At 49.7% G+C, this 26,905-nt stretch carries 23 protein-coding genes; 8 read left to right on the top strand and 15 right to left on the bottom strand.

What is annotated here, in order from left to right; all coding sequences use genetic code 11:
• Positions 1 to 19: 19 nt before the first annotated feature.
• Complete coding sequence (hemA, locus tag OGX83_RS05215) at positions 20 to 1,276, bottom strand: glutamyl-tRNA reductase (protein ID WP_003833420.1); 1,257 nt, start codon at positions 1,274 to 1,276, stop codon at positions 20 to 22.
• 211 nt (positions 1,277 to 1,487) lie between these two features.
• Here hemA and lolB point away from each other — a divergent pair, with 211 nt between their 5' ends.
• The 4 genes from lolB (at position 1,488) to dauA (ending at position 5,983) form a co-directional block, all read left to right on the top strand.
• On the top strand, positions 1,488 to 2,111 hold the full coding sequence (gene lolB / locus OGX83_RS05210) for a lipoprotein insertase outer membrane protein LolB (RefSeq protein ID WP_286587486.1): 624 nt from the start codon (positions 1,488 to 1,490) through the stop codon (positions 2,109 to 2,111).
• Positions 2,108 to 2,959 (top strand): 4-(cytidine 5'-diphospho)-2-C-methyl-D-erythritol kinase, encoded by an 852-nt coding sequence (gene ispE, locus OGX83_RS05205; RefSeq protein WP_032943712.1) that lies wholly within the window; start codon positions 2,108 to 2,110, stop codon positions 2,957 to 2,959. Before lolB ends, ispE begins: the two co-directional genes overlap by 4 nt.
• A gap of 269 nt (positions 2,960 to 3,228) precedes the next feature.
• Positions 3,229 to 4,176 carry a ribose-phosphate diphosphokinase gene (gene prs, locus OGX83_RS05200; protein WP_001518537.1) on the top strand — a complete coding sequence of 316 codons (948 nt, stop codon included), beginning with the start codon at positions 3,229 to 3,231 and terminating at the stop codon, positions 4,174 to 4,176.
• Positions 4,177 to 4,300: 124 nt separating this feature from the next.
• Positions 4,301 to 5,983: a C4-dicarboxylic acid transporter DauA gene (dauA, locus tag OGX83_RS05195; RefSeq protein WP_218659190.1), complete on the top strand. Its 1,683-nt coding sequence runs from the start codon at positions 4,301 to 4,303 to the stop codon at positions 5,981 to 5,983.
• A gap of 97 nt (positions 5,984 to 6,080) precedes the next feature.
• Here the strand turns inward: dauA and OGX83_RS05190 are convergent, their stop codons facing one another.
• Complete coding sequence (locus OGX83_RS05190; RefSeq protein WP_032943714.1) at positions 6,081 to 7,544, bottom strand: pyridoxal phosphate-dependent decarboxylase family protein; 1,464 nt, start codon at positions 7,542 to 7,544, stop codon at positions 6,081 to 6,083.
• A 15-nt stretch (positions 7,545 to 7,559) separates the two neighbouring features.
• Positions 7,560 to 8,945, bottom strand: a complete 1,386-nt coding sequence (locus OGX83_RS05185) for a diaminobutyrate--2-oxoglutarate transaminase (protein ID WP_286573529.1) — start codon at positions 8,943 to 8,945, stop codon at positions 7,560 to 7,562.
• Between the two features lie 608 nt (positions 8,946 to 9,553).
• Here OGX83_RS05185 and lysC point away from each other — a divergent pair.
• Complete coding sequence (gene lysC / locus OGX83_RS05180; protein ID WP_286587483.1) at positions 9,554 to 10,915, top strand: lysine-sensitive aspartokinase 3; 1,362 nt, start codon at positions 9,554 to 9,556, stop codon at positions 10,913 to 10,915.
• A 126-nt stretch (positions 10,916 to 11,041) separates the two neighbouring features.
• Here the strand turns inward: lysC and ychH are convergent, their stop codons facing one another.
• A complete protein-coding gene (ychH, locus tag OGX83_RS05175) occupies positions 11,042 to 11,323 on the bottom strand; it encodes a stress-induced protein YchH (protein WP_003833480.1) in 282 nt (93 codons plus the stop codon).
• A 274-nt stretch (positions 11,324 to 11,597) separates the two neighbouring features.
• On the opposite strand from ychH, the gene pth reads away from it, so the two are divergent.
• Both pth and ychF read left to right on the top strand, forming a co-directional pair.
• Entirely contained in the window at positions 11,598 to 12,182 is a 585-nt protein-coding gene (gene pth, locus OGX83_RS05170) for an aminoacyl-tRNA hydrolase (protein WP_003020814.1), read from the top strand.
• Between the two features lie 115 nt (positions 12,183 to 12,297).
• Positions 12,298 to 13,392: a redox-regulated ATPase YchF gene (gene ychF, locus OGX83_RS05165; protein ID WP_003020818.1), complete on the top strand. Its 1,095-nt coding sequence runs from the start codon at positions 12,298 to 12,300 to the stop codon at positions 13,390 to 13,392.
• A 171-nt stretch (positions 13,393 to 13,563) separates the two neighbouring features.
• Here the strand turns inward: ychF and OGX83_RS05160 are convergent, their stop codons facing one another.
• Genes OGX83_RS05160 through OGX83_RS05145 form a run of 4 tightly spaced genes read right to left on the bottom strand, consistent with a single transcriptional unit; the run spans position 13,564 to position 17,501 of the window.
• Entirely contained in the window at positions 13,564 to 13,830 is a 267-nt protein-coding gene (locus tag OGX83_RS05160; RefSeq protein WP_048224059.1) for a YkgJ family cysteine cluster protein, read from the bottom strand.
• Complete coding sequence (locus OGX83_RS05155; protein WP_286587480.1) at positions 13,827 to 15,398, bottom strand: cobalamin adenosyltransferase; 1,572 nt, start codon at positions 15,396 to 15,398, stop codon at positions 13,827 to 13,829. The genes OGX83_RS05160 and OGX83_RS05155 overlap by 4 nt, the downstream gene beginning before the upstream one ends.
• Before the next feature lie 46 nt (positions 15,399 to 15,444).
• Entirely contained in the window at positions 15,445 to 16,542 is a 1,098-nt protein-coding gene (locus OGX83_RS05150; protein WP_048216231.1) for a hypothetical protein, read from the bottom strand.
• 38 nt (positions 16,543 to 16,580) lie between these two features.
• Positions 16,581 to 17,501, bottom strand: a complete 921-nt coding sequence (locus OGX83_RS05145; RefSeq protein ID WP_103285325.1) for a helix-turn-helix transcriptional regulator — start codon at positions 17,499 to 17,501, stop codon at positions 16,581 to 16,583.
• 529 nt (positions 17,502 to 18,030) lie between these two features.
• On the opposite strand from OGX83_RS05145, the gene OGX83_RS05140 reads away from it, so the two are divergent.
• A complete protein-coding gene (locus OGX83_RS05140) occupies positions 18,031 to 18,642 on the top strand; it encodes a GntR family transcriptional regulator (protein WP_048216229.1) in 612 nt (203 codons plus the stop codon).
• Between the two features lie 53 nt (positions 18,643 to 18,695).
• On the opposite strand, the gene fucO is transcribed toward OGX83_RS05140, so the two are convergent.
• From fucO to OGX83_RS05105, 7 genes are all read right to left on the bottom strand, one after another.
• Positions 18,696 to 19,847 (bottom strand): lactaldehyde reductase, encoded by a 1,152-nt coding sequence (fucO, locus tag OGX83_RS05135; protein ID WP_286587478.1) that lies wholly within the window; start codon positions 19,845 to 19,847, stop codon positions 18,696 to 18,698.
• Between the two features lie 79 nt (positions 19,848 to 19,926).
• A complete protein-coding gene (locus OGX83_RS05130) occupies positions 19,927 to 20,823 on the bottom strand; it encodes a dihydrodipicolinate synthase family protein (RefSeq protein ID WP_286587476.1) in 897 nt (298 codons plus the stop codon).
• A gap of 29 nt (positions 20,824 to 20,852) precedes the next feature.
• Positions 20,853 to 21,953, bottom strand: a complete 1,101-nt coding sequence (locus OGX83_RS05125) for a mandelate racemase/muconate lactonizing enzyme family protein (RefSeq protein ID WP_125362587.1) — start codon at positions 21,951 to 21,953, stop codon at positions 20,853 to 20,855.
• Positions 21,954 to 22,000: 47 nt separating this feature from the next.
• Positions 22,001 to 22,996 carry an aldo/keto reductase gene (locus tag OGX83_RS05120; RefSeq protein ID WP_079934766.1) on the bottom strand — a complete coding sequence of 332 codons (996 nt, stop codon included), beginning with the start codon at positions 22,994 to 22,996 and terminating at the stop codon, positions 22,001 to 22,003.
• 28 nt (positions 22,997 to 23,024) lie between these two features.
• The gene (locus tag OGX83_RS05115; RefSeq protein WP_053069329.1) at positions 23,025 to 24,404 is read right to left on the bottom strand and encodes a PTS transporter subunit IIC; all 1,380 of its coding nucleotides are present in this window, start codon (positions 24,402 to 24,404) and stop codon (positions 23,025 to 23,027) included.
• Between the two features lie 13 nt (positions 24,405 to 24,417).
• On the bottom strand, positions 24,418 to 25,272 hold the full coding sequence (locus OGX83_RS05110; protein WP_103014332.1) for an amidohydrolase family protein: 855 nt from the start codon (positions 25,270 to 25,272) through the stop codon (positions 24,418 to 24,420).
• Between the two features lie 522 nt (positions 25,273 to 25,794).
• Positions 25,795 to 26,790: a LacI family DNA-binding transcriptional regulator gene (locus OGX83_RS05105; protein WP_234096198.1), complete on the bottom strand. Its 996-nt coding sequence runs from the start codon at positions 26,788 to 26,790 to the stop codon at positions 25,795 to 25,797.
• Positions 26,791 to 26,905: the final 115 nt, after the last annotated feature.

Raw genomic sequence — 26,905 nt, 5'->3', positions numbered from 1 at the left:
AAATAAGATTGGTGTGCTGCTACTCCAGCCCGAGGCTGTCGCGCAGAATATTCAGGCGTTCACTATCCCCGTCACGGGCGGCCTGTTGAAGTGATTTGGTTGGTGCATGAATCAGGCGATTGGTCAGTTTCCAGGCCAGATCCTGCATAATGGCTTGCGCATCACCGCCCTGTTGAAGAGCGGCCAACGCTTTGGCGGTCAGTTCATCACGGATCTGTTCTGACTGACTGCGATACTCGCGGATAGTGTCGCTTGCGCCCTGGGCGCGTAGCCAGGCCATAAACTCGCTGGCTTCCTGCTCCACTATCGTTTCGGCTTCCACCGCCGCCGCTTTGCGCTGGGCCAGGTTATGCGAAATGATGCTTTGCAGGTCATCAACGCTGTACAGATAGGCGTTAGACAATTTACCCACTTCCGGCTCGACATCGCGCGGTACGGCGATATCCACCAGCAACATAGGCTGATTGCGGCGGTTTTTAAGCGCACGTTCCACCATTCCTTTGCCGATAATCGGCAGCGGACTGGCGGTAGAACTGATAATGATATCGGCATCCTGTAAACGCGCGTCTATATCACTCAGTGAAATCACCTCGGCGCCGACTTCATCCGCCAGCACCTGCGCACGCTCGCGAGTGCGGTTGGCGATGATCATCTTCTTCACTTTGTGCTCGCGCAGATGTCGCGCAACCAGCTCAATGGTTTCGCCCGCACCGACTAACAGCACGGTTACCGTGGAGAGCGATTCAAATATCTGCCGCGCCAGGGTACAGGCGGCAAACGCCACCGACACGGCGCTGGCGCCGATGTCAGTTTCTGTACGTACACGTTTTGCGACAGAGAATGATTTCTGGAACATGCGTTCCAGCGCACTGGCGTTCAGGTGACCTTTTTGAGAATCCGCAAACGCTTTTTTCACCTGCCCCAGAATTTGCGGTTCACCGAGCACCAGTGAATCCAGACCGCTGGCAACACGCATCAAATGACTGACCGCGTCGTTGTCCTGGTGCCAGTACAAGCTGTTGCGCAGATCTTCTTCATTGAGGTTATGGTATTCACACAGCCAGCGAACCAGCGCTTCTTGCAGGTTATCCTGCTCTTCAACGCTGAGATACAGCTCCGTGCGGTTACACGTCGACAGCACTACCCCGCCCTGCACCATCGGCTGCGCGAGCAGGCTGTCCAGCGCCTGATCGAGCGTATCCGGCGAAAACGTTACGCGTTCTCGCAGCGATACAGGTGCCGTTTTATGGTTAATACCAAGCGCTAAAAGGGTCATGTGTGCGGGAATAGTACCAGCGTTGATAAGGTTAGACTGGGTGCATCATACAGGATGCGTGCGGTCAATAAAAGAGACTGACCCCTTTTGGAGTAATAGCTTAGTGCACAAATTTAAGCGATTTAAGATAACTTGAACGTAGACGATGTCTGATGGCGGCGCTAGCATTAAGAGTTATAACTGCAACGTATCTCAAGGATTTGTCATCATTATGACCCTGCCTGATTTTCGCCTGATTCGCCTGCTGCCGCTGGCGGCCCTGGTTCTTACTGCCTGTACGCTCAACGCGCCTAAAGGTCCCGGTAAAAGCCCCGATTCTCCGCAGTGGCGCCAGCACCAACAGGAAGTTCGCGCCCTGAACCAGTATCAGACGCGTGGTGCGTTTGCCTATATTTCCGATCAACAGAAAGTGTATGCCCGCTTTTTCTGGCAGCAAACCGGTCAGGATCGCTATCGTCTCCTGCTGACCAACCCACTGGGCAGCACGGAACTGGAACTTAATGCGCAGCCTGGCAACGTCGAACTGGTCGATAACAAAGGCAAACATTACACCGCCAACGACGCTGAAGAGATGATCGGCAAACTGACCGGCATGCCTATCCCATTAAACAGCCTGCGCCAGTGGATCCTTGGACTGCCAGGTGACGCCACCGATTATAAGCTCGACGACCAATATCGTCTGAGTGAAGTGAACTACAGCAAAGACGGTAAAAACTGGAAAGTGGTCTATAGCGCCTACGACAGCAAAACCCAGCCAGCGATGCCAGCAAACATGGAGCTGTCCGACGGCTCCCAGCGTATTAAGCTGAAAATGGATAACTGGATTGTGAAATGATGACCCATTGGCCCTCTCCGGCAAAACTGAATTTGTTTTTATACATCACCGGACAGCGTGCGGACGGTTACCACACGCTGCAGACCTTATTTCAGTTTCTTGATTATGGCGACACGATAGATATTGCACCGCGTAGCGACGGCGAAATTCACCTGTTAACCCCAGTGGAAGGCGTTGCGCATGAAGACAATCTGATCGTCCGTGCGGCACGTTTGCTGATGAAAGCGGCATCTGAAAGCAATCGCCTTCCCAAAGGGAGTGGTGCGGACATCAGTATCGACAAACGCCTGCCGATGGGCGGCGGTCTTGGCGGAGGTTCGTCTAATGCGGCAACCGTTCTGGTGGCGCTGAATCATCTCTGGCAGTGCGGACTTTCGGTTGATGAACTGGCGGCACTCGGCTTAACGCTGGGGGCGGATGTTCCCGTATTCGTGCGCGGCCATGCGGCCTTTGCCGAAGGCGTTGGCGAAATTCTGACGCCGGTCGAGCCTGAGGAAAAGTGGTATCTGGTTGCTCATCCGGGAGTCAGTATTCCGACACCGGTGATTTTTAACGATCCCGACCTCCCGCGCAACACGCCAAAAAGGTCAATAAAAACGTTACTAAAATGTGAATTCGGCAATGATTGCGAGGTTATCGCAAGAAAACGTTTTCGCGAGGTTGATGCGGCGCTTTCCTGGCTGTTAGAATACGCGCCGTCGCGCCTGACTGGTACAGGGGCTTGTGTCTTTGCTGAATTTGACACTGAGTCTCGTGCTCGCCAGGTGCTTGAGCAAGCCCCGGAATGGCTCAAAGGCTTTGTGGCGAAAGGCGTCAACCTCTCCCCATTGCACAGAGCGTTACTCTAAATCCTTCGGATTTCAGGAAGATGGCGAAATGACGAATCGCCAGGTGCATACAACTTCAGTATGTAACTGGTGTGAGGAATTGATGCCAGCGCAAATGAAACGCGAAAGATAAAGAGTAAGCCGGGCAAGCTGAGTTGCGGTGACAACGTCACCCTGTTCCAGACGTTGCATCGCGCTCTTTAATACACCGCATGGAGAGGATACTGCCTGGCCCGCACAGTTTTCGGCAGATTCTTTCCACCAATGGACGCATGCCTGAGGTTCTTCTCGTGCCTGATATGAAGCTTTTTGCTGGTAACGCCACCCCGGAACTAGCACAACGTATTGCCAACCGCCTGTACACTTCACTCGGCGACGCCGCTGTAGGTCGCTTTAGCGACGGCGAAGTCAGCGTACAAATTAATGAAAATGTACGCGGTGGTGATATTTTCATCATCCAGTCCACTTGTGCCCCTACTAACGACAACCTGATGGAATTGGTCGTTATGGTTGATGCGCTGCGCCGTGCTTCCGCAGGCCGTATCACCGCCGTTATTCCTTACTTCGGCTATGCACGTCAGGATCGTCGCGTACGTTCCGCTCGTGTACCGATTACCGCTAAAGTCGTCGCTGATTTCCTGTCCAGCGTTGGCGTTGACCGCGTCCTCACCGTTGACCTGCATGCTGAACAGATCCAGGGCTTCTTTGACGTACCGGTTGATAACGTATTCGGTAGCCCGATCCTGTTAGAAGACATGCTGCAGCTGAACCTGGACAACCCGATTGTGGTTTCTCCGGATATCGGTGGCGTCGTGCGTGCCCGCGCTATCGCTAAACTGCTGAACGATACCGACATGGCTATCATCGACAAACGTCGCCCGCGTGCGAACGTTTCTCAGGTGATGCACATTATCGGTGACGTTGCAGGTCGTGACTGTGTTCTGGTTGATGACATGATCGATACCGGCGGTACGCTGTGCAAAGCAGCAGAAGCACTGAAAGAACGTGGTGCTAAACGCGTATTTGCGTACGCCACTCACCCGATCTTCTCAGGTAATGCGGCAAACAACCTGCGCAACTCAGTGATTGATGAAGTCGTTGTCTGTGACACTATTCCACTGACTGACGAAATCAAAGCGCTGCCAAACGTGCGTACATTGACCCTGTCGGGTATGCTGGCCGAAGCGATTCGTCGTATCAGCAACGAAGAATCCATCTCTGCTATGTTCGAGCATTAATCGAGCCCGGCTCAAAAACCCGCTGCGGCGGGTTTTTTTATCTGCAATACTTATTTGTATGACTTATGCCTCCTTCACCTGCCATTTAGTTGACAGATGATGCGCTCATGGATGAAACATTATTGTGAACAGATTATTTTCCTCACATGTGATGCCTTTCCGCGCCCTCATCGACGCTTGTTGGAAAGAAAAATATACTGCCTCTCGCTTTACCCGTGACCTGATCGCCGGGATAACCGTTGGGATCATCGCCATTCCGCTGGCAATGGCCCTGGCAATAGGCAGTGGCGTTGCGCCGCAGTACGGCCTGTATACCTCAGCCGTCGCTGGGATTGTTATCGCCCTTACCGGGGGATCGCGCTTTAGCGTATCTGGCCCAACCGCCGCCTTCGTGGTGATTCTGTATCCGGTGTCGCAACAGTTTGGGCTGGCAGGCCTGCTGGTTGCCACGCTCATGTCCGGGATATTCCTGATCCTTTTCGGCCTCGCTCGTTTTGGCCGCCTGATCGAATATATCCCCGTGTCGGTAACGTTAGGTTTTACATCGGGTATTGGTATCACCATCGGTACCATGCAGATTAAAGATTTTCTTGGCCTGCAGATGGCCCATGTCCCGGAGCACTATCTGCAGAAGGTTGGCGCGCTGTTTATGGCCTTGCCGACCATCAATTTCGGCGATGCCGCCATTGGCGTAGTGACGCTGGGGATCCTGATTTTCTGGCCGCGCCTGGGGATCCGACTGCCGGGTCACCTTCCCGCACTGCTGGCAGGCTGTGCGGTAATGGGTATCGTGAACCTGACCGGCGGCCATGTCGCCACCATTGGTTCTCAGTTCCACTACATTCTGGCTGACGGCTCACAGGGTAATGGTATCCCGCAGTTGCTGCCGCAGCTGGTCCTGCCGTGGAATATGCCGGAGTCAAACTTTACCCTGAGCTGGAGCTCGTTACAGGCGCTGTTACCGGCAGCCTTCTCGATGGCGATGCTGGGGGCAATTGAATCTCTGCTGTGCGCCGTCGTACTCGATGGGATGACCGGCACCAAGCATAAAGCTAACAGCGAGTTGATTGGCCAAGGGCTGGGTAACATCGTGGCACCGTTCTTTGGCGGTATCACCGCCACAGCGGCAATTGCCCGCTCTGCGGCAAACGTCCGCGCCGGGGCGACCTCGCCAATGTCTGCGGTTATCCACGCGATTCTGGTGATCCTTGCCCTGCTGGTACTTGCGCCGCTGCTTTCCTGGTTACCGCTTTCCGCCATGGCCGCCCTGCTGCTGATGGTGGCATGGAACATGAGTGAAGCGCATAAAGTGGTGGATTTGCTGCGCCATGCACCGAAAGACGACATCATTGTCATGCTGATGTGTATGTCGCTGACGGTACTGTTCGACATGGTTATTGCCATCAGCGTCGGTATCGTTCTCGCCTCTCTGCTGTTTATGCGTCGTATTGCGCGCATGACTCGCCTGGCGCCGGTCAACGTAGACGTACCGGACGATGTGCTGGTGCTGCGCGTTATTGGTCCGCTGTTCTTTGCCGCGGCGGAAGGATTATTTACCGATCTTGAGTCGCGTATTGAAGGTAAACGCATCGTAGTCTTGAAGTGGGACGCGGTCCCGGTACTGGATGCCGGTGGTCTGGACGCTTTCCAGCGCTTTGTAAAACGTCTGCCGGAAGGTTGTGAATTACGCATCAGTAATCTGGAATTCCAGCCGCTACGTACCATGGCGCGCGCGGGTATTCAGCCGATTGCCGGGCGCCTGACGTTCTTCCCGAATAAAGATGCTGCGCTAGCAGATATCCGCTAACGTGTAGCCCGGCCAGGCTAAACGCCGCCGGATTGCAAATGACAGACAAAAAAATGGCTCCCTTACCTGGGAGCCATTTTTATAACAAGCTTATTGCTTACGCGTTCAACAGTTGCTCAGCCGTTGCCTTCACGCTTGCCAGCAGGACTTTAACATCCTCCAGACATACCGTCGGATTGAGCAGCGTTAGCTTCAGGCAGGTGACACCATCTGCTTCGGTCACGCCGACGTTGGCGCTACCTGAAGCCAGAAGAACGTCGCCAATACGCTGGTTCAGCAGCGCGACAAATGCCACGTCGTCACTTTGCGGGCGGAAGCGGAACAGCACGCTTGCCAGCTGCGGCTCCATCACCAGTTCAAGATGCGGCTGGGTTTTGACAAACTCAGCAACATCACGCGCCAGCGTCACACCGTTATCAATGATCTCGGCATACTGCTTTTTGCCCAGCGCTTCGAGGCCCATCCACAGCTTCAGCGCATCGAAACGACGCGTGGTCTGCAGCGACTTCGATACCAGGTTTGGTACGCCAGCCTCTTCATCGAAATCAGAGTTCAGGTACGCCGCCTGGTAACGCATCAGCTCGTAGTGGCGCGCATCTTTTAACAGGAACGCACCGCAACTGATGGTCTGGAAGAACTGCTTGTGGAAATCCAGCGTCACGGAATCTGCCAGTTCAAGGCCGTTCAGGAAGTCACGGTACTTATCAGAAAGCAGTAACGCCCCGCCCCATGCCGCATCCACGTGCATCCAGATCTGATGTTCTGCAGCCAGCGCTGCAATATCCGCTAACGGATCGATTGCGCCCGCATCGGTAGTACCGGCAGTGGCGACGATTGCCATCACCTGCTCACCGTTGGCTTTCGCCTGGGCCAGCTTGTCTTTCAGGTCAGCCAGATCCATGCGTGAAAATGCATCGGTCTTCACCTGGGTGACGGAACGGTAGCCCAGCCCCATCAGCGCCATGTTCTTCTGCACGGAGAAGTGCGCGCTTTCAGAGCAGAACACTTTGATTTTACTCAGATCACCGGTCAGACCATCCTGCTGAATGGAGTGCCCCTGGCGAGCGAAGAAAGCATCACGCGCCAGCATCAGGCCCATCAGGTTACTCTGCGTACCGCCGCTGGTGAATACGCCCGCATCGCCTGTCGGGTATCCAACCTGCTCACGCAACCACTCGATCAGCTTGATCTCAATGATGGTGGCCGACGGGCTCTGGTCCCAGGAGTCCATACTCTGGTTGGTGGCGTTGATCAGCACTTCCGCCGCCTGGCTAATTACCAGGCTCGGGCAGTGCAGATGCGCCACGCACTGCGCATGGTGAACCAACAAGCTGTCTTTGAGAAAGTATTCAACCGCACGCTCAATAGCGGCCTGGTTGCCCAGGCCCTGAGACGTAAAATTCAGGTTGATACGTTCACGCAGTTGCTCAACGGTTTTACCCTGATACATCTCAGGCTGCTTCAACCATTCAACGACCGCTTGCGTACTCTGCTCGATAGCGTCCTGATAAGCTGCAATGCTTTGCGCCGAGCCGGACAGAATCGGGTTTACGTCTGACATTCGATCCAACTCCGTTTAAACCGGCTTCACGCCAGCGCCCAGCAGGGCGTTTTCGAATTTATCGAGGAAGATTTCCAGCTCAGCGTTGGTGATCAGCAGTGACGGCAGCAGGCGCAGCACGCACCCGTTGCGGCCACCACGCTCCAGAATCAGCCCATTTTCGAAGCATTTTTTCTGCAGCAACGCGGACAGCTCGCCATCGGCCGGGTAGCAGCCCATGTGATCCTGTGCTTCGTTCGGCTTCACGATTTCCAGGCCGATCATCAGACCCAGACCGCGCACCTGGCCAATAACCGGGTAGCGTTTCTGCAGGTCAGCCAGTTTGCCTTTCAGCCACTCGCCCTGGGCAGCAACTTTATCGGCAATCTTGTCGTCTTTGAGGATCTTCAGCGTTGTCAGACCGGTCGCCATCGCCAACTGGTTGCCGCGGAAAGTACCAGTGTGGTGGCCCGGAGCCCACGCATCGAACTGCTTTTTAATGCCCAGCACCGCCAGTGGCAGACCGCCGCCAACCGCTTTGGACATCACGATGATATCTGGCTCAATACCGGCATGTTCGAAGGCGAACAGTTTACCGGTACGTGCAAAGCCCGCCTGAACTTCATCGATGATCAGCAAAATGCCATGTTCCTGCGTCACTTTACGAATGCGTTGCAGCCACTCGACCGGAGCCGGATTCACGCCACCTTCACCCTGCACCGCTTCAAGGATCACGGCAGCCGGTTTACGCACGCCGCTTTCAACGTCGTTGATCAGGTTTTCGAAGTAGTAGGTTAATGCTTTAACGCCAGCGTCGCCGCCGATACCCAGCGGGCAACGGTATTGATGCGGATACGGCATAAACTGCACTTCCGCCATCATGTTGCTGACCGCTTCTTTCGGCGACAGGTTGCCGGTCACGGACAGCGCGCCGTGGGTCATCCCGTGGTAGCCACCGGAGAAACTGATGATGCTGGAACGGCCGGTGACTTTCTTCGCCAGCTTCAGCGCCGCTTCAACAGCATCAGCGCCGGACGGACCGGTGAACTGCAGGCAATATTCTTTGCCCTGACCCGGTAATAAAGAAAGTAAATATGATGAGAATTCATCTTTTAACGGCGTGGTAAGGTCAAGCGTATGTAACGGTAAGCCGCTTGTGACGACACTTTGAATGCTCTGCAGCACTTCAGGATGGTTATGACCAAGCGCCAGGGTTCCGGCACCTGCCAGGCAATCAAGATATTGATTATTTTCTACATCAGTAATCCAGACGCCCTGCGCTTTAGCGATCGCTAATGGCAGTTTACGTGGATAGCTGCGGACATTAGATTCAAACTCAGCCTGTCTTGCTAAAAAGGTATCATTGCTCTGCGGTAATGAATTAGCACTTAAAGTATCAATACGGACTTTATCCGTCATCATATCACTCCTACAACCAGGTGTAGATTAACGCCTGATTGAATAAATGGTTATAAGGATTACCTGTAAAAAAGCGCGGCTAATATATGTTGTTTTAGCTTAGGACTCAATCATTTATTTTTCGGCATTAAAAATAACAACCTTTTCCTTTAAATTCAAAGCGTAACAACTATTTACCACTACTAAATCCTAAAGAAATATATCTATTTAATTAACAATGTTGTAGCTAATTGCAACGCAGACAATCTAATAAAAACCATGGGATTTTCGTGTTTTTATTATTTTTTTACACGTTTTTACCATTAATGATGCTCTCGATATCTTGTGATGACATGATTTTTCACTTATTTGTCGATAAATCGAATAAAAAAGTCGATCCCTAAATATAAATCACTTAGTATGGCGCGCTTATTTGCAGGCTATGTAGATAAAATTAATGCGCAGCACCCGATAACGTGTACAGGCGACACGCGTTATCGACAACAGGTATTCCCTGGGTTGTCAGCAGAAATGTTCGCGGGCGGACATTTCGTAAGGCGAACTTCGTTCCCTTATGCCGAGAATGAAAATTTTCTAGCCATACTTTTATGGCGCCCTGATATGAGATTGTTATGACTCGCATTTATCCACCATCCGTCGTTGCCAAATTTGGCGGCACCAGCGTCGCTGATTTTGATGCGATGAACCGCAGCGCCAGCATCGTCCTTGCTGATCAAGATGTCCGTTTAGTCGTTTTGTCTGCTTCAGCAGGCGTGACAAACTTACTGGTTGAGCTTTCTGAAGGTCTGGAAACACATCAACAATTAGATAAGATTGAGACTTTACGCGCCATCCAATACAACATTATTTCCCGCCTGAAGCAGCCGTCCGTTATCAGCACGGAAATCGATAATCTTCTAAACAATATACGTCGACTTGCACAAACGGCGATGGTTTCGCCGTCTGATGCGTTAAGCGATGAGTTAGTCAGCCATGGCGAGCTGATGTCCTCGCTACTGTTTACTGAAGTCTTACGTGAACGGCATGCCGAGGCCGGGTGGTTTGACGCCCGCAGCGTGTTGCGTACTAACTCGAACTTCGGCTGCGCCGAACCCGAGCTTGGCACACTGCACCACCAGGTGGAGACTCACCTGCGCCCTCGTCTTGAGCAAGCGATTATGGTGACTCAGGGATTTATCGGGCGTGATGCCGCAGGACACACCACAACGCTTGGACGCGGCGGTAGTGATTACACGGCTACGCTTCTCGGTGAGGCGCTTCACGCCACACGCGTTGACATCTGGACCGACGTTGCAGGGATCTACACCACCGACCCACGCATTGCGCCGCGGGCCAAACGAATCGACCATATCTCATTTTCCGAGGCCAGCGATATGGCCGCCTACGGTGCGAAGGTCCTCCACCCGGCGACACTGCTCCCGGCAATGCGTAAAAGCATTCCGGTCTTTGTTGGCTCAAGTAAGGATACTGCCGCCGGAGGTACGCTGGTGCACAACACCACCGATAATCCACCTCGCTATCGCGCGCTCGCCGTGCGTCGTAAACAGACGCTGTTGCGGTTACACAGCCTGGAGGCGCAACCTTCCTGTTCTTTCCTGGCGCAGTCCTTCGCCATTTTAGCTCGCCATGCGGTCACGGTGGATTTGGTTACAACCTCAGAGAATAGTATTGCGCTGGCGCTGGACGCCACTCATGCAACCTCAGGTGAAGACCATGTGCTGACCACCGCATTGTTTACCGCCTTGTCCTCCCACTGTCGTGTGGAAGTGGAAACCGGGCTGGCGCTGGTCACTTTGGTGGGGAATCAACTCACACAGGCTGCGGGAGTTTGCAAAGACGTTTTTGCCTGGCTTGAAGAGCATACGGTACGAATGATTTGCCATGGGGCGTCAAACGACAACCTGAGTATCCTGTTGCCGGCTGACAATGCAGACAGCGCGATCAAAGCGTTACATTATCGGTTATTCGAATAAGGCTTCTTTGTAGTATGCCACCAAAGGTAGAAGTCGTTTAATCCAGTACTGACGAACAAGCAGAGCCCTGGTTTTTAAACCAGGACTTTGTGTTCAAACAACTGCACTCCGAGTTGGGAGAGCTATTTAGTTATGCCGATGATTGGTATCACCGCGACGGCAGCGTTTGTCATAGTGGCGCACCCACCAGTAACGATCGCTGATTTGTTCGTGCCCCCCCACTCTGGCACCGGCCAACCAGAGGACTCCACCAACAAAAATACTGAGCACGGCACCATGTGCGAAAAACTGTGGCAGATTAAATTGCGGCAGTTGGTTTAAAATAGAGTAACCAACACCACCCACCATCACCACCAACCCTAAAGCCATGAGCACGTTACCGAGTAACGAAGCGTTTTTGCGTTTCATGTGTCACCTCCGGAACTTTGGGTTGTTACAGGGAATACCCCTAATCCTTATGTGTAAAGTATAGACAACACTGCCGTTCGCAAGTGCGGGAGCGATCACAATTACAAACACTCATGCAACAAAACTTTACAAATAAGCCACTGAACACACTCATTTTCTAATAGTCCATTTGTGCAATTATTCAGCTTTTGGCGATAAGCACGCAGTTTTTTGTCAACAGCAGCGTCAGACAGTAAACTACACGTCGTTTATCGAAACACTCAGGACAAAACACGTGGCGATTAAATTGATTGTCGGCCTGGCAAACCCCGGCGCAGAGTATGCGGCAACGCGACACAATGCAGGCGCATGGTATGTCGATCTGCTGGCAGAAAGATTACGCGCTCCCCTGCGCGATGAGCCGAAATTCTTCGGCTACACCTCCAGAGTTACGCTTGAAGGTGAAGACGTCCGTCTGCTGGTGCCAACCACATTTATGAATCTGAGCGGCAAGGCTGTCGGTGCGATGGCCAGTTTTTATCGTATTAACCCCGATGAAATTTTGGTCGCACACGATGAGTTAGACCTGCCCCCTGGCGTGGCCAAATTTAAGCTTGGCGGCGGTCATGGCGGACATAATGGCCTGAAAGACATCATTAGTAAGTTAGGTAATAACCCCAACTTTCATCGTTTACGCGTTGGAATTGGCCATCCGGGCGATAAAAACAAAGTTGTCGGATTTGTTTTAGGCAAACCGCCTGTTTCAGAACAGAAGTTAATTGATGAAGCAATTGACGAAGCGGCACGTTGTACCGAGATTTTGTTCAAAGACGGCCTGACCAAAGCGACGAGCCGGTTACACACCTTTAAAGCGCAATAAGCAGCGATGTGCGGCATTTTTCTCGCGTGCTGTGTATAATAGGCAAAGTTATTTACATTTCTACAATCTGTTTTCCATAACAGGTTGAATATCAAAAGATTAAGGTGATTTAAACATGGGATTCAAATGCGGTATCGTCGGTTTGCCAAACGTAGGCAAATCCACCCTGTTCAACGCGCTCACAAAAGCGGGTATTGAAGCGGCAAACTTCCCGTTCTGTACTATCGAGCCGAACACCGGTGTTGTCCCGATGCCCGATCCGCGTCTGGATCAGCTGGCCGAAATCGTCAAACCGCAGCGTATCCTGCCAACAACGATGGAATTCGTCGACATCGCCGGTCTGGTAAAAGGCGCGTCTAAAGGTGAAGGCCTGGGTAACCAGTTCCTGACCAACATCCGTGAAACCGAAGCTATCGGCCACGTGGTGCGTTGCTTTGAAAACGACAACATCATCCACGTTAATAACAAAGTGGATCCGGCTGACGACATTGAAGTTATCAATACCGAACTGGCGTTGTCCGACCTCGACACCTGTGAGCGCGCTATCCATCGCGTACAGAAGAAGGCCAAAGGCGGTGACAAAGACGCTAAAGCAGAACTGGCTGCGCTGGAAAAATGCCTGCCACAGCTGGAAAACGCTGGCATGCTGCGCGCGCTGAAAACGCTGACTGACGAAGACAAAGCGGCCATCAAATACCTGAGCTTCCTGACGCTGAAGCCAACAATGTACATCGCCAACGTCAACGAAGACGGTTTTGAAAATAACCCGTACCTCGATAAAGTGCGCGAAATCGCGGCTGCCGAAGGTTCTGTTGTGGTTGCCGTTTGCGCAGCCGTTGAAGCTGACATCGCAGAACTCGATGATGCTGACCGTGAAGAATTCATGGCTGAAATGGGTCTGGAAGAGCCGGGCCTGAACCGCGTTATCCGTGCTGGCTACGAATTGCTGAACCTGCAGACCTACTTCACTGCTGGCGTGAAAGAAGTCCGTGCATGGACCATTCCTGTCGGTGCCACGGCTCCGCAGGCAGCCGGTAAAATCCATACCGACTTCGAGAAAGGCTTTATCCGCGCACAAACCATCGCGTTTGAAGATTTCATCACCTATAAAGGTGAGCAAGGTGCGAAAGAAGCTGGGAAAATGCGTGCCGAAGGTAAGGACTATATCGTCAAAGATGGCGATATCATGAACTTCCTGTTCAACGTCTAAATAAAATTTGTTATCTCATGAGGTTTCAACGAATCTCATGAAAATCACAAAACCTATAAAATCCACGCAATTGCGTGGATTTTTGTTTTCACAGCATCTCAACTCATTTCGTCACAGCACCGTCAAAAATGAGTACATATTGACCCAGACCCCTTCGTGAAGCACACCGCCCTACAGTTTCTCCAGAATTAAACACGCTTCACGATTAAGCGTAATAAACTCCTGCCAGCTATATTGCTGTTGGTAGTTAAGCTGATACTGCTTTTCTACCTGGCAAATAAGCGGACGTGTTTCATAAATCGCGCACAGCTTTGTCTCCATCTGATAGTGACGACAAATGCCGTCACCGCGATCAAGAAATTGCGTTTCACTGGCGCGATCGACGTGGCGACAACAAGCGCCACACTGGTTACAGGGAAACGCAGGCGTGAGCGTCATAGCTTACTTAACCAGCTACGTACAGAGCGAGTATTCCCTGCTTCAAACGGTAGCGCAATATTTCGGCGCTCAATCTCTGCACGCAGCAACAAACCACGCTCAATTTCATTGTTCACCGCGTTAAGATGCAGCGAGAAACGCGATAACGCTGACGTATCAATAGCAAACTCTAACGCCGAAAGCTCCAGTAGAAAACGATCGAGTTCAGCATTCACCTGTTGATAATACTCTAGTGCTTTCTGATACTTATCTTTAAACGTATCCAGAAACGCCCAGACCTTTTTCATCAATGCGCTGTGTTCCAGGAAGTAGTTCATTACCAGCGTCAGAATACCTGTCGCCAGCGCACCGCAGAAAGCGGCCAGTTCCGGACCAAAAGGAAAGACGAGCATCTTGGCTAAAGCTTCGTTAACCACCACACCAGCAGCCACGGCCACACCCGCAGCCACCAGCTTGCTTACAGCTTTAGCGAGCTGCCCCGGCGCTAAGCCTTCAGGGTTAAAGACCATAACTTTAAAGGCCTGTACCAAATTGTTCCACATCTCACGAATCAGGCGCACCATCATCTTCTTAGTCGTAAAGAAGATATTGAAGAGCGTCGTCGTAATGCTGGAGAGCACGCCACCGATGGCTCCGTCTTTAAAGGACGTCAGGAAAGTGCTGAATTTACCCTGCACTCGCTGCCAGACTGCGCGTAATGCCTCCGCCGCATCTTGCAGGAAGTCTCCGGCATCGAATGAATGACGATGCTTCTCAAACATCACGGGAATACGCTCGCGGAACTCAAACCAAGTCTCTGCCAGAATCAGTCCCAACATCTGCCGCGTTCCCATGCGAAACGCATTGTTCATTGTGGCGGTGGCGACATTCTTCGCAAACTTACTGCTGGTATAATATTCCTGATTGATCGTACTGTTGTATTTTTCCCGCGCCTTTTTGTCGGCCTCTTTCATCCGTTCAAAATCGGCGGCGGCTTTATTTTCCAGCTTATTCAGCTGTTTTTGCTCTTGCTCGGAAAGCGTTGCCTGGCTGCGTAAACGGGCAATTTCCTGCGTGGTCACAGCATGCTGTTCTTGTAGCGTTTGCACGAAGGCATCCATCGTTTTCGCCTTCTTCGCCTTATTCAGAGACTCATTCGTGAAGGTCAGATTTGATGAATCATTAGCCAGATCGGCACCATCGCATTCGGCAAGGATACGCCCAGGATCGTTGTGAATTTCATGGGCGGCAATAATATGGTCGAGGTTCTTTTTATCATTAGCCGCAAATTTCTCACCGGTGTAGGTATCGGTCAACGTACCGGCCTCGTGCGCCTTTTTTCCCGCCCGGTTGGTGGCAATGTAGTTTTCGTGGCTATGGTAATGATGAGAATCATACCCTTCACGTTGCTCGTACCGTTGACGCTCGGCATCGGTGGCATACACTCCCTCGCGAGCGTTATGAATGGTATTCACATCGCCGCCGTGTTTATCCTCCAGCAAGAGAAAATCCAACCCAAAAGAGGTGGTCAGACTCTTAACCACCGTCTGATGTAACTCTTCACCCCAGTCAAACCTGGCTGTGTTCATTGTGCTCGCCCATAGCAATGCCGGGCAGATTCGCCCGGCGCGTCGATTAAATACGAGAAGAAAATGCGTCAAACTCAGAAGCAGAAACCGCCAGTTTTTCGTCCAGAATCTCTTTGTTCAGCAGGTTCATACCGTTGCTGTCGGTCTGCAGTTGGATCACGCCATCTTCGATAACGGCTTCACCGTTTTCCTGCGTCACCGGCTTGAACAGCGGCGTGGTGATCACGTCGGTCATGATGGCGGCTAATTCATAACCATGGTCGATAATCGCCATGATCTCTTCCGACTCACTAATCTCGGTGGTTATATTCTTCTCATGACGTTCAACAATGATGGCATGCATCGCTTTCAGCGGTTCAAAGTAGTGTTGAACAAAGACGCTATGCATACGGGTTATTGATTCATAAATGCTATTTACATACTGCTGCACCTTCGTCAGCTGCGCTTCAGCCGCATTCATTTTTTCCACCGCAGCTGTCACTTCACGGGAGCTTTGATAAGCATTGTTAAGCGCCTTTTCGGCATGGCTATCGTAAGCCCAGCCTGCGATAGCAATCAACGGAGCCACTACCGCGCCGCCAAGTACCATCGCACCGCCCGCCATTCCCCAGCCGCCTGCGGCCAGAGAACCGCCGCCAATAGCCGCCATTGTGGCGTTATACGCCGCCGCACCAGACAGGGCGGCAATCGGCGTACCGGTAGACGCTGCGGCAAACGCCATCACGCCGCTGTACACGGCAAAACCAGCGGCAGCACCGGACACCCCGGCACCGACGACCGTCGTCAGGTATTCCGTGGCGGAAATCGCCAGACTCTGAATTTTATTGATGTTGTGCTGCGGTACCTTCAGACGAAGATCTTTATGCCCATCCTTAGCCATACGCGCCAACAGATCGTCGGCAATCGTTTTAAATTCATTGAAATCTTTACCGATCTTCAGTTCTTTTTCACCCAGCTCGGCCAGTTTTTTCGACGTTGTTTCATTCGCCAGATCAAAGCTCTCTTTATGCTTATCAAAGCGACGCTGCGCGCGATCTAAAACATCGTCGGCTTCAGATTTTTTCTGGTAGCCATCATAAGCTTTTTTGCCACCAAACGCCGTTGCCGCTGCCGCGACGCCCAGAATAATGAAAGGTAATGCCATAAATAAAAATCTCCTGTGCAATAAGTCGTAGTTACCCGCTACACATCACATTCCAGAACAGGAACAGAGTCGCGATCGCCAGTGATGTAGTTATGCAGTATGTTGATGACCGTTTTTTTCAACCATTCAGGTTCCAGAATTTCTATATTCGGTAACCAGAATAGAATTAGTGGAATAATTTGATTCTGATGTGCTGCCTTGCAAAGCAAAGTCACGCCATCATTCTCTTCACGCACTAATTCTTGCTGAGGCAGTAAATCTCGTCTTGCGAAGTAGCCTGCAATGCTGTGTTTAATACGCACCCGCACCTCAAACGTCTCTTCACTTACCCAAGGATCGCGATGCTCATCAATTAATGACAGTGTGGGTGTATCGACCGTAAAATGCTCTTTCCGGATATCCAACCACCGAATTTTACTTAACGAAAAAGACTTTAGCTTTCCGTCCTCGGTCGCCTGCAGATACCAAATATTTTTCTGGTTAACTAATTTATAAGGGTGAACGGTGCGCGTTTTGTCTTTATATAAAATATGACAGACACTGTTTTTCTGAATCGCTTTTTCTAATAAGTTAAAATACTTTCGCAAATCATTTCTGACTGAATGTTCAGGGCGACCAAACTGAACTCTAACATGCTGTTCTACCGCTCGTTTTTCTAAGCTAAGCCAAAAATCCTCATCTCTATCAGGAAAAACCGCGTCGGCGTCCAGCAGCTTTGCCAGTGGGTCATGAAGGGCATAGGCGCTATTATTCTGCGCGCGAATCGGTATCAATCGATACTCTCCTCCACCACACCCCTCAATAAAGGAGGAAAGCATATTAAGATCACGATAGACCGTTCGTTCAGTGATATTAAATTTCTTCATCAACTGATAGCGATTCACTACGCCACAAGTTTGCAGCTCTATTAGGATATCGACTAAACGTTCTGCTGAGCAACTCCTTGCTGAATCAGCCATAAGCACCTACTTTTCTGTTTTCCTGACATGAATTATATATAAAATGCTGACATATCCTGTCAGTGTATCGGCACGCTGATCATTTTTTTTAGAGAAATCGACAATTTATTTGACCATTAGTCGCATTGGACAATTTTTAGGGACAAAAAGCGCTCCTCATCAGGAGTAAATGCCAGAGACATGGCGGCCAAAAGACCACCTGCATACATCCTCATCAAACTGGCTAACGGCTATCTCTTCCACTAAGCCAAATTCAACGCTGAGTTTGCAAAGGTGGATTGTCAGGAGAGTTTCTTAATGATGGCCAGTATCGTGGTATGAACGCCAGTATTTGGTTTCTTCACGCTGAGTAAAAAAACATCATCTGCAGAAGGATGTGGATGCGCTGGGAGCTGTTAGTGCTGCTGACTGAGTCGTTGAAACACGAGCTAATTCGTTGTACAACCGGGCTTACCCATTGATTTCATAGTGACAAGGGGCTAATTTGTATCTCATTAAACATGATTATGACCCTCATTAAAGCCAGACTATGAACATCAGCGAAAAAACATATCATCAATTGAAGGCCAAAATCATCGCCAATGAGTTGGTGGGGGCTATCTCAGAAAATGAGCTATGTCAGGAACTTAATGTCAGCCGTACGCCGCTGCGCGAAGCTTTGTTTCGCCTGATGACTGAAGGCTGGATTGAGCCTTCCAAAAATAAAACGAAAACCATTAAACCCATTACGCTCAGTGAAATACGTGATATTTTCCAGATCAGAAAAGATATTGAAATAATGGTATTGAATTTGTCATGGGAGAACCAAGACCCGCAACGGTACCAGACGATTAAAGATAAAATTGAAGTCGGCTTTCATGATTCGAATGTGTCTTTATTACTCGAAGCTGATAACGAGCTACATGAACAAATGCTATCCGATTGCCACAACGCCATTGTGACTAAAACGCTGACCTTCATGTATGACCGGTTACGCATGCTGCGTTCAGACAAAATGAAAAATGATTCAATCATTGATTCATCCAAAGAACATTTGAAAATTTGCGCCGGTATTATTGCCCGCGATATAGAACAAACCCGTGAAGCCATTGCCCATCACGTCAACAACTCCTACAACCGCCTGTTCTCCAGCTTTAAATAGGCTATGCATATAACATGGCCGGTATTTCTACCGGTCATGTGGGAAGTTAAAAATTAGTAGAGCTGTCGGTACAACGCTTTAATCTCTTCAATACAGGTATCTCGAGGGTTTCCACCGGTACAGACGTCCGCCATTGCCGCGGCTGCCAGAGCATCGATATCTTCATATTTCATGCCGATATCGCGCAGTCGGGCGGGAATATTTACGTCGCGGTTAAGTTGCACCACTGCTTCTACAGCCGCCTGACGCGCCTCTTCAATCGGCATCACCATGGCCTGAGTATTGCCCAAAGCCTGTGCAATTTGGCGATATTTGTCTCCAGTAAACTCGGCGTTGTATGCCATGATATGCGGCAATAGCACTGCATTGGCGACGCCGTGTGGCGTACCATAGAATGCTCCCAGAGGATGGGCCATTCCATGCACCAGGCCCAATCCGACATTAGAGAAGCCCATCCCGGCAATATACTGCCCCACCACCATGCCTTCAGCGTCCTGGGCGATTCCCTGTATCGAACCGCGTAGCGAACGCCCTATCATCTCAATCGCCTTTAAATGAAGCGTATCGGTTAATTCCCATGCCCCTTTCGTAATATATCCTTCGATTGCATGAGTCAGCGCGTCAACACCGGTTGCCGCTTTTAAACTGGGCGGCATGCTGGCCATCATGTCAGCATCAATAATGGCAACGACCGGAATAGCATGAGGATCGTAGCAAACGAACTTACGTCGGTTCTCTACATCGGTAATCACATAGTTAATAGTCACCTCAGCTGCCGTACCCGCGGTCGTTGGAATGGCAATCATCGGTACAGCGGCATTTTTAGTGTCAGCCCCACCTTCGAGGCTGCGGACATCGGCAAACTCAGGGTTGTTAATGATTATCCCTACCGCTTTGCACGTATCCTGCGGTGAACCGCCACCAATAGCGACCAGGTAATCCGCCCCCGCCTGACGAAATGCCTCAACACCTTGCTGCACGACGTCAATCGTAGGGTTAGGTATGACCTTATCAAAAATTTGGTAAGGCAACCCTGCGCTATCAAGAATATCAAGTACCTTGGTCGCTACATTAAACTGGATAAGATCGTGGTCAGTAACTACCAGCGCTTTTTTAAAACCTCGCTTTTTAACTTCATCAACGATAGCGTTAATTGAACCCACGCCAAAATATGAGGTTTCATTTAATATCATTCTATAAGACATATTCTATACCTTATAACAGAGAGGTATAACAGCAATACAGCATTGCCGTAGCATAATGTATGCTGTTATTGATTTTTGATTATTTGATACTGAACATTATGTCAATCTGTTGCGATTCCTGACGAGTTAGTTCCCCCGCAAAGCTTCTTGATTTCTCCCCAGAATACTGAAACTTATGAGCCACCGCGGTTTTAATTGTAGTAACAAAATCATTACCAATATTATAAATAGCAGAAAGTCGGCTTATCTCACGCTGTATGCCAGTAAGCTGGGTAAGATCATTTTCATCCCAGGCTTTAATTGCCTGCACAAAAAGTTCGGGACAAATATTATTTAATCCTGAAATAACTCCCGCGCCACCCGCCAGAAGATTTGGGATAAGATATTCATCATAACCGGACAGAACAACAAAATCGTCTCTAACGGACGCGACTGACTGAATAATTGCGCGAGTATGAGAGAGGCAATCAACAGTATCTTTAACACCCACAAAATTGGGAAATTCTGCCGCTAATTGCGCTACCAGTACCGCGTCCAGATCGCATCCAGTTCGGGCAGGAAAGTTGTATGCGAACCATTTTCCATTCAGGCGCTGCCCCAGATCGCGGTAGTATGCCAATAGTTGGGCCGGCGTTTGTTGAAAATAGTAGTGAGGTAGAATCATCACTGCTTGATACCCGCAATGCCAGGCCTCTTCTGCCAGACGTATCATATCCGCAATACAGGTAGCTGATATATTTGCCACCAGCGGCAGCGATGACATTTTCCGTGCCTCACGGATAAGCATCAGTCGTTCATCCAGCGTTAATGCGGTGAACTCCCCAATACTTCCCATTAGCAATACGACATGAGTCCCAGCCTCTTCCAACCGTCGCAAATGCTGCTGCAGTGCCGATAAATCAATATTTCCTTGTTGATCAAAAGGCGTAATTGATGGGCACCATGCACCGTGAAATTGAGCATGATTATCAGACATAATATATTCCTGAGAAAATAAAAATTGTTTTATTCAATGACATGGTAAACAACAGTATCAGCCTGTATTTTCTGCCAGTCCCACTGAATACCCAAACCAGGTTCTTCTGGTGGGAAAGCATATCCCTCGTGAATATTCACCTTATTAAGAGTAACACTATCGAGCTGTGGAATATACTCCAGCCAACGGCTATTAGTAATGGCGCAACATAATGATATATGCAATTCCATCAAGAAATGCGGGCAGACAATTTTATTAAAGCATTCCGCCATATGTGCAACTTTAAGCCATGGTGTAATACCACCAATACGAGCCACATCAACCTGAATAATATCTGCGGCATTATTCTGTAAATACTCTTTGAAGTGCTGGATAGAATAAATGGACTCACCCACCGCGACAGGAATGGTGGTTGACTCACACAATTTTTGATGAGAATCAACATCATGTGCCAGAAACGGCTCTTCAATCCATGAAAGATTAATATGCTCCAACAACGCTGCTCGCTGTTTGGCTTCCGAGAATTTAAACGCCTGGTTGCAATCAGTCATGATCACGTACTCATCACCCACCGCTTCACGTACAGCAGTCAAACGCTCGATATCACGCACCGGACTTTCAGAACCAATTTTGATTTTAGAACCGCAGAATCCCTGCGCCTTAACAGCCAGCGCATCATCAACTAATTCCTGAGTACTTAAATGCAGCCAGCCCCCTTCGGTGGTGTATAACTTCATGCGCGACTTCGCACCACCTGCGACTTTATACAGCGGCAAATTCATGCGCTTACACTTCAAATCCCATAATGCGGTATCAATGGCTGCCAGTGCCAGAGACGTAATGGCGCCAACCGAGGTCGCATGAGTTGAGAACAGCAATGATTCCCAGATGCCCTCAATCATCGTCGCATCCTGACCAATCAATTTCGGTAACAGGTGATCTCGTAACAGCGCAACCACAGATGAGCCGCCGGTGCCAATTGTGTAGGTATAGCCCTCACCAATTTCTCCACTCGATGTTGTTAAACGAATAATCGGCGTCTCTTGTGAGACAAAAGACTGAATCGCATCGACACGTTTTACTTTAGGTTTCAAATCAACCATAAAGATTTCGGCTTTAACTATTTTCATTACATCCTCAATATCTGTTAATTTTTTCGCAAAGTTACAAATGATGCTTACTGAATACCAATGCTGGCCAGTTCATCCCACAATTCCTGCGGAATATCCCAGTTAGCCCAGGCAAAATTAGTCAACGCTTGTTCTACGGATTGAACGCCGCAGGTTACGGTGACCACATTTTGGTTTCTTAATGGGAATTGCAGCGCCGCAGCACCAATCGGCACGGCATGTTTTGCACATAGCGCTTCTATCGCATTTACTTTTTCAATAACCTGCGCTGGCGCGGAACCGTATTCATACAACGCCTTCGATTTATCTTTCGCGACTAAAACTCCGGTAGCGAAAGGTGCAGCAACAGCCACCGAAACATTGTTGCTTTCACATTTAGCAAAGAACGCCTGGCGGTCTGTTTCCAGCAGGTTGTAGCGGTTGGCGAGCATTAAGATATCCGGGGCAGCGTTATCCATCACCTCCATCAGGATTGCCTCTTCATTCGCGCCTGCGCCCCAGGCTTTGATATCACCATTGCGCTTTAGCTCTTCTAAAGCCTTCTGCCCTGACTCGCAGAAGGTTTTAAAATGTTGGCGTTCCAGTTCCGTATTGCCGTAGGTATAAGTGCCGAGATCGTGTACATAGAGAATGTCGATATAACGGGTTCCCAGCCGCTGGATAGAGTTTTCGTATGAGCGCATGATGCCCTCATAGGAGTAATCAGCCTGTCGGTTAAAAGGGTTCTCATCATAAAAAAATTCCCCTGCTTCAAGGCCTGGCTCTTGTTTCCGGGATTGCAGCAGACGACCAACCTTGGTGGACAAAACATATTCGCTACGCTCCAGTCCACGTAATCCCAGACCTAAACGCAACTCAGAAAGTCCGCTACCATAATGTGGTGCAGTATCAAAGTAGCGCCAGCCAACCTGAATGGCCTTATCAACAATGTCCATTGCTTCGTTATTGCTCAGCGTTCTGAATAAATTAGCCAGGCTGGCTGCGCCGAAGGTTAAAGAAGGTACACTAAGCCCTACACTTTTAATTGTATTCTGAGTAATCATAATATTCCCCTGATGTTTATCAGTATTCTTAGTCAACTTTGTTAGCAGTTAATGAGGCCGCGGTCGTTGATTTATTATTAATATTAAAAATCAACTTCAGCACATAAATAATAATCCCAGTCACTACGATAGAAAAAAGACACAAGAGTGCAGGATTCATTCCTTTTAACAGCTCGAACATTTTGTAGAAGATATAAGATATAGCGTGTGAGCCACCATCAATTGATGAGGCCATCATCTCTTTTGGCACATTCAGTTGCGCCTTTTCGGCCAAAGCCTGCGACACAACCGCGAGATCCGAACCAAACCACAGGATCCCACACACGATGACAATGCCATTAATTAATCCGCGGAACATGTTTCCGTTGCATGCAACCGTGCCAAAGACAACAAATATCGGCAGATAAGGAATATCGGCGAATGGCATCATGGTATTAAAAGGCAAAATAGTACTAATCAGAATCGTGAGTGGCACCATCAAAATACCTACAGACAATACCGCAGGATTTTTAAAAGCAATTTCACCGCTGATACCAAAATAAAGTGACTTTGTTGGAAAACGTTTCTTTACCCATTCAGAAGCAATTTCAGTAATCGGTACCAGACCACTGACCAGCACTCCCGCCATCGTCGGTAATAACACCATGACCGCAGCAAAATTCATTCCACTCTTAATAATATCGCTGAACGGTAGCGCGCCAAGCATACCGATGATCACCCCCAGAATGGCCCCCATCGCTAACGGACTACCAAAAAACCCTAGTTTGGCTTCAATTTTGCTGAGATTAAGGTCAATTTTGTTAATCAACGGAATGCGATCAATTACACGGTCCATTAAAAATGCCAGCGGGGCCCATGCGACGATCTCCGCCTGAGTAATGGTCACGTTTGGCGTGTCACAGAATTTCTGCACATGTGGGGCAATGTAATCGGCGATTTTTAGCGTAATAATAAATGTGATCCAACTTGCAAAAATCCCCATCCAAAATGAACCCGTCACCTGTTCAACGATGATTCCGGCAAATACAAAGTGCCAGTAATTCCAAAAATCAACGTTAAGGGTTTTGGTGGTATTGGTTGAAATCATCAACAAATTAGTGGCAAAACATAACGCATAAACAATCGGCAGAGAAAGCGCAGCCAGACTGAAGGCGCTAATTAACGGCCAGCCCAGATCCAATACTTCATAATGAAGATTGAGGTTTTTTACCATCGCTTCTGTCGAGCTGCTAAGTGATGTCACCATAAAACCGATCAGCAACGAAAGACCGAGAAACCCAATACCTACCGTCATTGCATTTTTCGCCGCATCGGCAAGTTTCGCGCCAAATAGCACGGCAAATAAAAACATAATCATTGGAATGACCACTGCCGGGCCAAATCCGAGGATATATTGAACGACTTCCATAAGTGCCCCCCTGTTACTTTAATGAGTAAACCTTCTCTGCCACGCGATAAAAAAAGTTATCGCTGGAAAGAGCCTGGTGAGATTGCAGGTAGTTCTGGTAAAGCCCTAAAGTGTCGGCATACGGTAATGCCAGTAGAGAAACAGGCCAGTCAGATCCATACATCACTCGCTCATCACCAAATGCGGCAAAAACCGAGCTAAAATAAGGTTCAAGCTCCTGGCTCGCCTGCCCAGGTCCCGTCCAGCGGGCATAATCTGCTTCCGTGACCAGGCCTGATAGTTTGCAAAAAACATTGCTGTAAGCCTCACCAATCAACATTAACTGTTCACGCCAGCGGGTAATTTCTCCGTCGCGAACTGCGGGTTTTGCCGCATGTTCGATAACAAAGGTCACTTCCGGACAAGCAGAGATAAGCTGGCTTGCCGCCTCCAGCTGTTGGTGCGTAACCAGCAGTTCATACACCAGCCCCTGCTCTCCAACGCAACGTACCCCCTGGATAAATTGCGGGGTCACTAAATGGCTCTCAGGCAAGCCCTGAGACATATAGCGGATCCCTTTCAGATAGCGGGATTTTCTCTGCAGTCTCTGCAAATCCTCTGCGATCCCAGCCCCGCGGTTTATATCCACCCATCCCACAACACCTTTTACTTCATCGTGATGCTCAGCTATTTCCAGCAGCCATTCGGTCTCCTCAATTGAAGGGATGGCTTGTACTAAAATGGCGCCTTCGATGTGGTTTTCAGCCAATACGGCCTGCAAATCGTCAATAAGAAAATCACGGCGAATTGCCGCCAGATCGTCTGTGATCCAGGCAAAATGCTCTCCCTGGCAATGCCAAACATGGTTATGGGTATCAATCACTTTCATACTCACCATCCTGTATTTTAATTGTATACAATGAGAATACAATAAAAGTCTGTGGTTAAAAGGCAACCACGGAATGCACTATCTGAGTACGGGATCACAATTTTCACGGTTTATATGTAGGCTAAAAAAGGGACGTAAAAGCCTATAACCGTCGTAGAATCCGATGTCCCTGAGCTGAACTATTGCATGTGGTTAATGTGGTGGACGCTTGTGCGTCCCGCTGAAGTTACAGAAGCAGAATGAGCAGAGAAGAGCGATAGATGGGTAAGTACGAACTAAAATCTAAACGTTTCGTAAGTTACGATGTATTGATACGTTAACATTAATAAATAACGGTTATTTTATTGAAACCCTAAATTACGACGAGAGTTTAATACACGCCCCAACTTTAAGCCTTGCGCGCTAAACAGTGACTTAACAGTACCCCCACGTTTCAGTTTTGTAACATCCACCAGAAAATTAGCGATACCCCCACATAATTCACACATTCCTCCGGTTGATGAAACGAAGCAGTTAGGTTATTCATATTGAGGCGCGCGGAAGCCAGGGGCTGTCTACCCGCACGGTATCCCGGTGATCGAGTCCCTGGATAAGATGCAGCGCGCTAAGACGACCGATTTCATAGTGCGGCAGCTGTACCGTTGATAGCGGCGGCAAAAATAGCTCGCCGGTGCCCACCATATTGTCATAGCCCAGCACAGCGACGTCCTGCGGAATGCGCAGCCCTCGCCCCAGCAAGAGCTGGTAGATAACAAAAGCCACGCGGTCGTTACCACACACCACCGCATCGAAGATCGGGCGCGCGCCGCTCAGGTAATGCCCGGCAATCTCCGCCGCATCAATATGGTGGCGCTCGCCCGGCGGAAGATAGTGGTGGAACATTGCATCAGGGTCGACACCCGCTTCACGACAAGCCCTCTCCATTCCCGCCCGACGGCGATCGGTCGCCACAATTCCTTTCGGTAGGTGGATGCACAGCAGTCGACGATAGCCTGCGGCCAACAGCGCTTTCACGCCAAGATATTGCCCTTGTTCATCATCGGGAATATAGGTGGGGAAAGGGCCGCTTGTGCTTTCACAGTTCGCCAGCACGCAGCGATACTTATGCAGCTTTTCCGGTACCGGTACCTGGCGCAGTCCCATCGCGGTGTAGATAATACCATCCGGGCGATGCGCCAACAGCAGATCAACCATTTTCTCTGGCTTGTCATTGCTGAACATATTCACCACAAAGCTATTCCAACCGTGCGCCCGCGCGGTCTCTTCGATAGAGAGCGTTATCTCCACGGAAAATGGCGTAGTCATGGTGTCCAGCGCCAGCACCCCAATCGTGTTAGCCGTGGTTTTTGCACCACGAATTTTTTTAGCGGAGAGATCGGAGACATACCCCAGCGCATCTACCGCTTCCATCACCTTTTTATAGGTTTCAGGCCGTAGTCGTTCGGGCTCGTTAATCGCCCGCGATACGGTCATTAACGAGACGTTAGCCCGCTGCGCCACATCCTTTAAAGATGCCATACCCTCTCCTTCGCCGATGTTCACTTTGCCGGGGTCTGAAAATGCGATCTCGATAACGCCCGCAAAATGTTAACGTTAACTTTTGTGATTAACATCGATATTACCATCAAATCTG

Source organism: Citrobacter sp. Cpo074 (genome assembly GCF_030332745.1).
Taxonomy (GTDB): Bacteria; Pseudomonadota; Gammaproteobacteria; order Enterobacterales; family Enterobacteriaceae; genus Citrobacter; species Citrobacter portucalensis.
This window is presented reverse-complemented; position numbering and strand designations above follow the sequence as displayed.

What these genes read in the sequence shown, in the direction of transcription:
- hemA (WP_003833420.1), bottom strand. Translation starts at nt 1,276, where the DNA reads ATGACCCTTTTAGCGCTTGGTATTAACCATAAAACGGCACCTGTATCG.
- lolB (WP_286587486.1), top strand. Translation starts at nt 1,488, where the DNA reads ATGACCCTGCCTGATTTTCGCCTGATTCGCCTGCTGCCGCTGGCGGCC.
- ispE (WP_032943712.1), top strand. Translation starts at nt 2,108, where the DNA reads ATGATGACCCATTGGCCCTCTCCGGCAAAACTGAATTTGTTTTTATAC.
- OGX83_RS05190 (WP_032943714.1), bottom strand. Translation starts at nt 7,544, where the DNA reads ATGTCAGACGTAAACCCGATTCTGTCCGGCTCGGCGCAAAGCATTGCA.
- OGX83_RS05185 (WP_286573529.1), bottom strand. Translation starts at nt 8,945, where the DNA reads ATGATGACGGATAAAGTCCGTATTGATACTTTAAGTGCTAATTCATTA.
- lysC (WP_286587483.1), top strand. Translation starts at nt 9,554, where the DNA reads ATGACTCGCATTTATCCACCATCCGTCGTTGCCAAATTTGGCGGCACC.
- ychH (WP_003833480.1), bottom strand. Translation starts at nt 11,323, where the DNA reads ATGAAACGCAAAAACGCTTCGTTACTCGGTAACGTGCTCATGGCTTTA.
- ychF (WP_003020818.1), top strand. Translation starts at nt 12,298, where the DNA reads ATGGGATTCAAATGCGGTATCGTCGGTTTGCCAAACGTAGGCAAATCC.
- OGX83_RS05160 (WP_048224059.1), bottom strand. Translation starts at nt 13,830, where the DNA reads ATGACGCTCACGCCTGCGTTTCCCTGTAACCAGTGTGGCGCTTGTTGT.
- OGX83_RS05155 (WP_286587480.1), bottom strand. Translation starts at nt 15,398, where the DNA reads ATGAACACAGCCAGGTTTGACTGGGGTGAAGAGTTACATCAGACGGTG.
- OGX83_RS05150 (WP_048216231.1), bottom strand. Translation starts at nt 16,542, where the DNA reads ATGGCATTACCTTTCATTATTCTGGGCGTCGCGGCAGCGGCAACGGCG.
- OGX83_RS05145 (WP_103285325.1), bottom strand. Translation starts at nt 17,501, where the DNA reads ATGGCTGATTCAGCAAGGAGTTGCTCAGCAGAACGTTTAGTCGATATC.
- OGX83_RS05140 (WP_048216229.1), top strand. Translation starts at nt 18,031, where the DNA reads ATGAACATCAGCGAAAAAACATATCATCAATTGAAGGCCAAAATCATC.
- fucO (WP_286587478.1), bottom strand. Translation starts at nt 19,847, where the DNA reads ATGTCTTATAGAATGATATTAAATGAAACCTCATATTTTGGCGTGGGT.
- OGX83_RS05130 (WP_286587476.1), bottom strand. Translation starts at nt 20,823, where the DNA reads ATGTCTGATAATCATGCTCAATTTCACGGTGCATGGTGCCCATCAATT.
- OGX83_RS05125 (WP_125362587.1), bottom strand. Translation starts at nt 21,953, where the DNA reads ATGAAAATAGTTAAAGCCGAAATCTTTATGGTTGATTTGAAACCTAAA.
- OGX83_RS05120 (WP_079934766.1), bottom strand. Translation starts at nt 22,996, where the DNA reads ATGATTACTCAGAATACAATTAAAAGTGTAGGGCTTAGTGTACCTTCT.
- OGX83_RS05115 (WP_053069329.1), bottom strand. Translation starts at nt 24,404, where the DNA reads ATGGAAGTCGTTCAATATATCCTCGGATTTGGCCCGGCAGTGGTCATT.
- OGX83_RS05110 (WP_103014332.1), bottom strand. Translation starts at nt 25,272, where the DNA reads ATGAAAGTGATTGATACCCATAACCATGTTTGGCATTGCCAGGGAGAG.
- OGX83_RS05105 (WP_234096198.1), bottom strand. Translation starts at nt 26,790, where the DNA reads ATGGCATCTTTAAAGGATGTGGCGCAGCGGGCTAACGTCTCGTTAATG.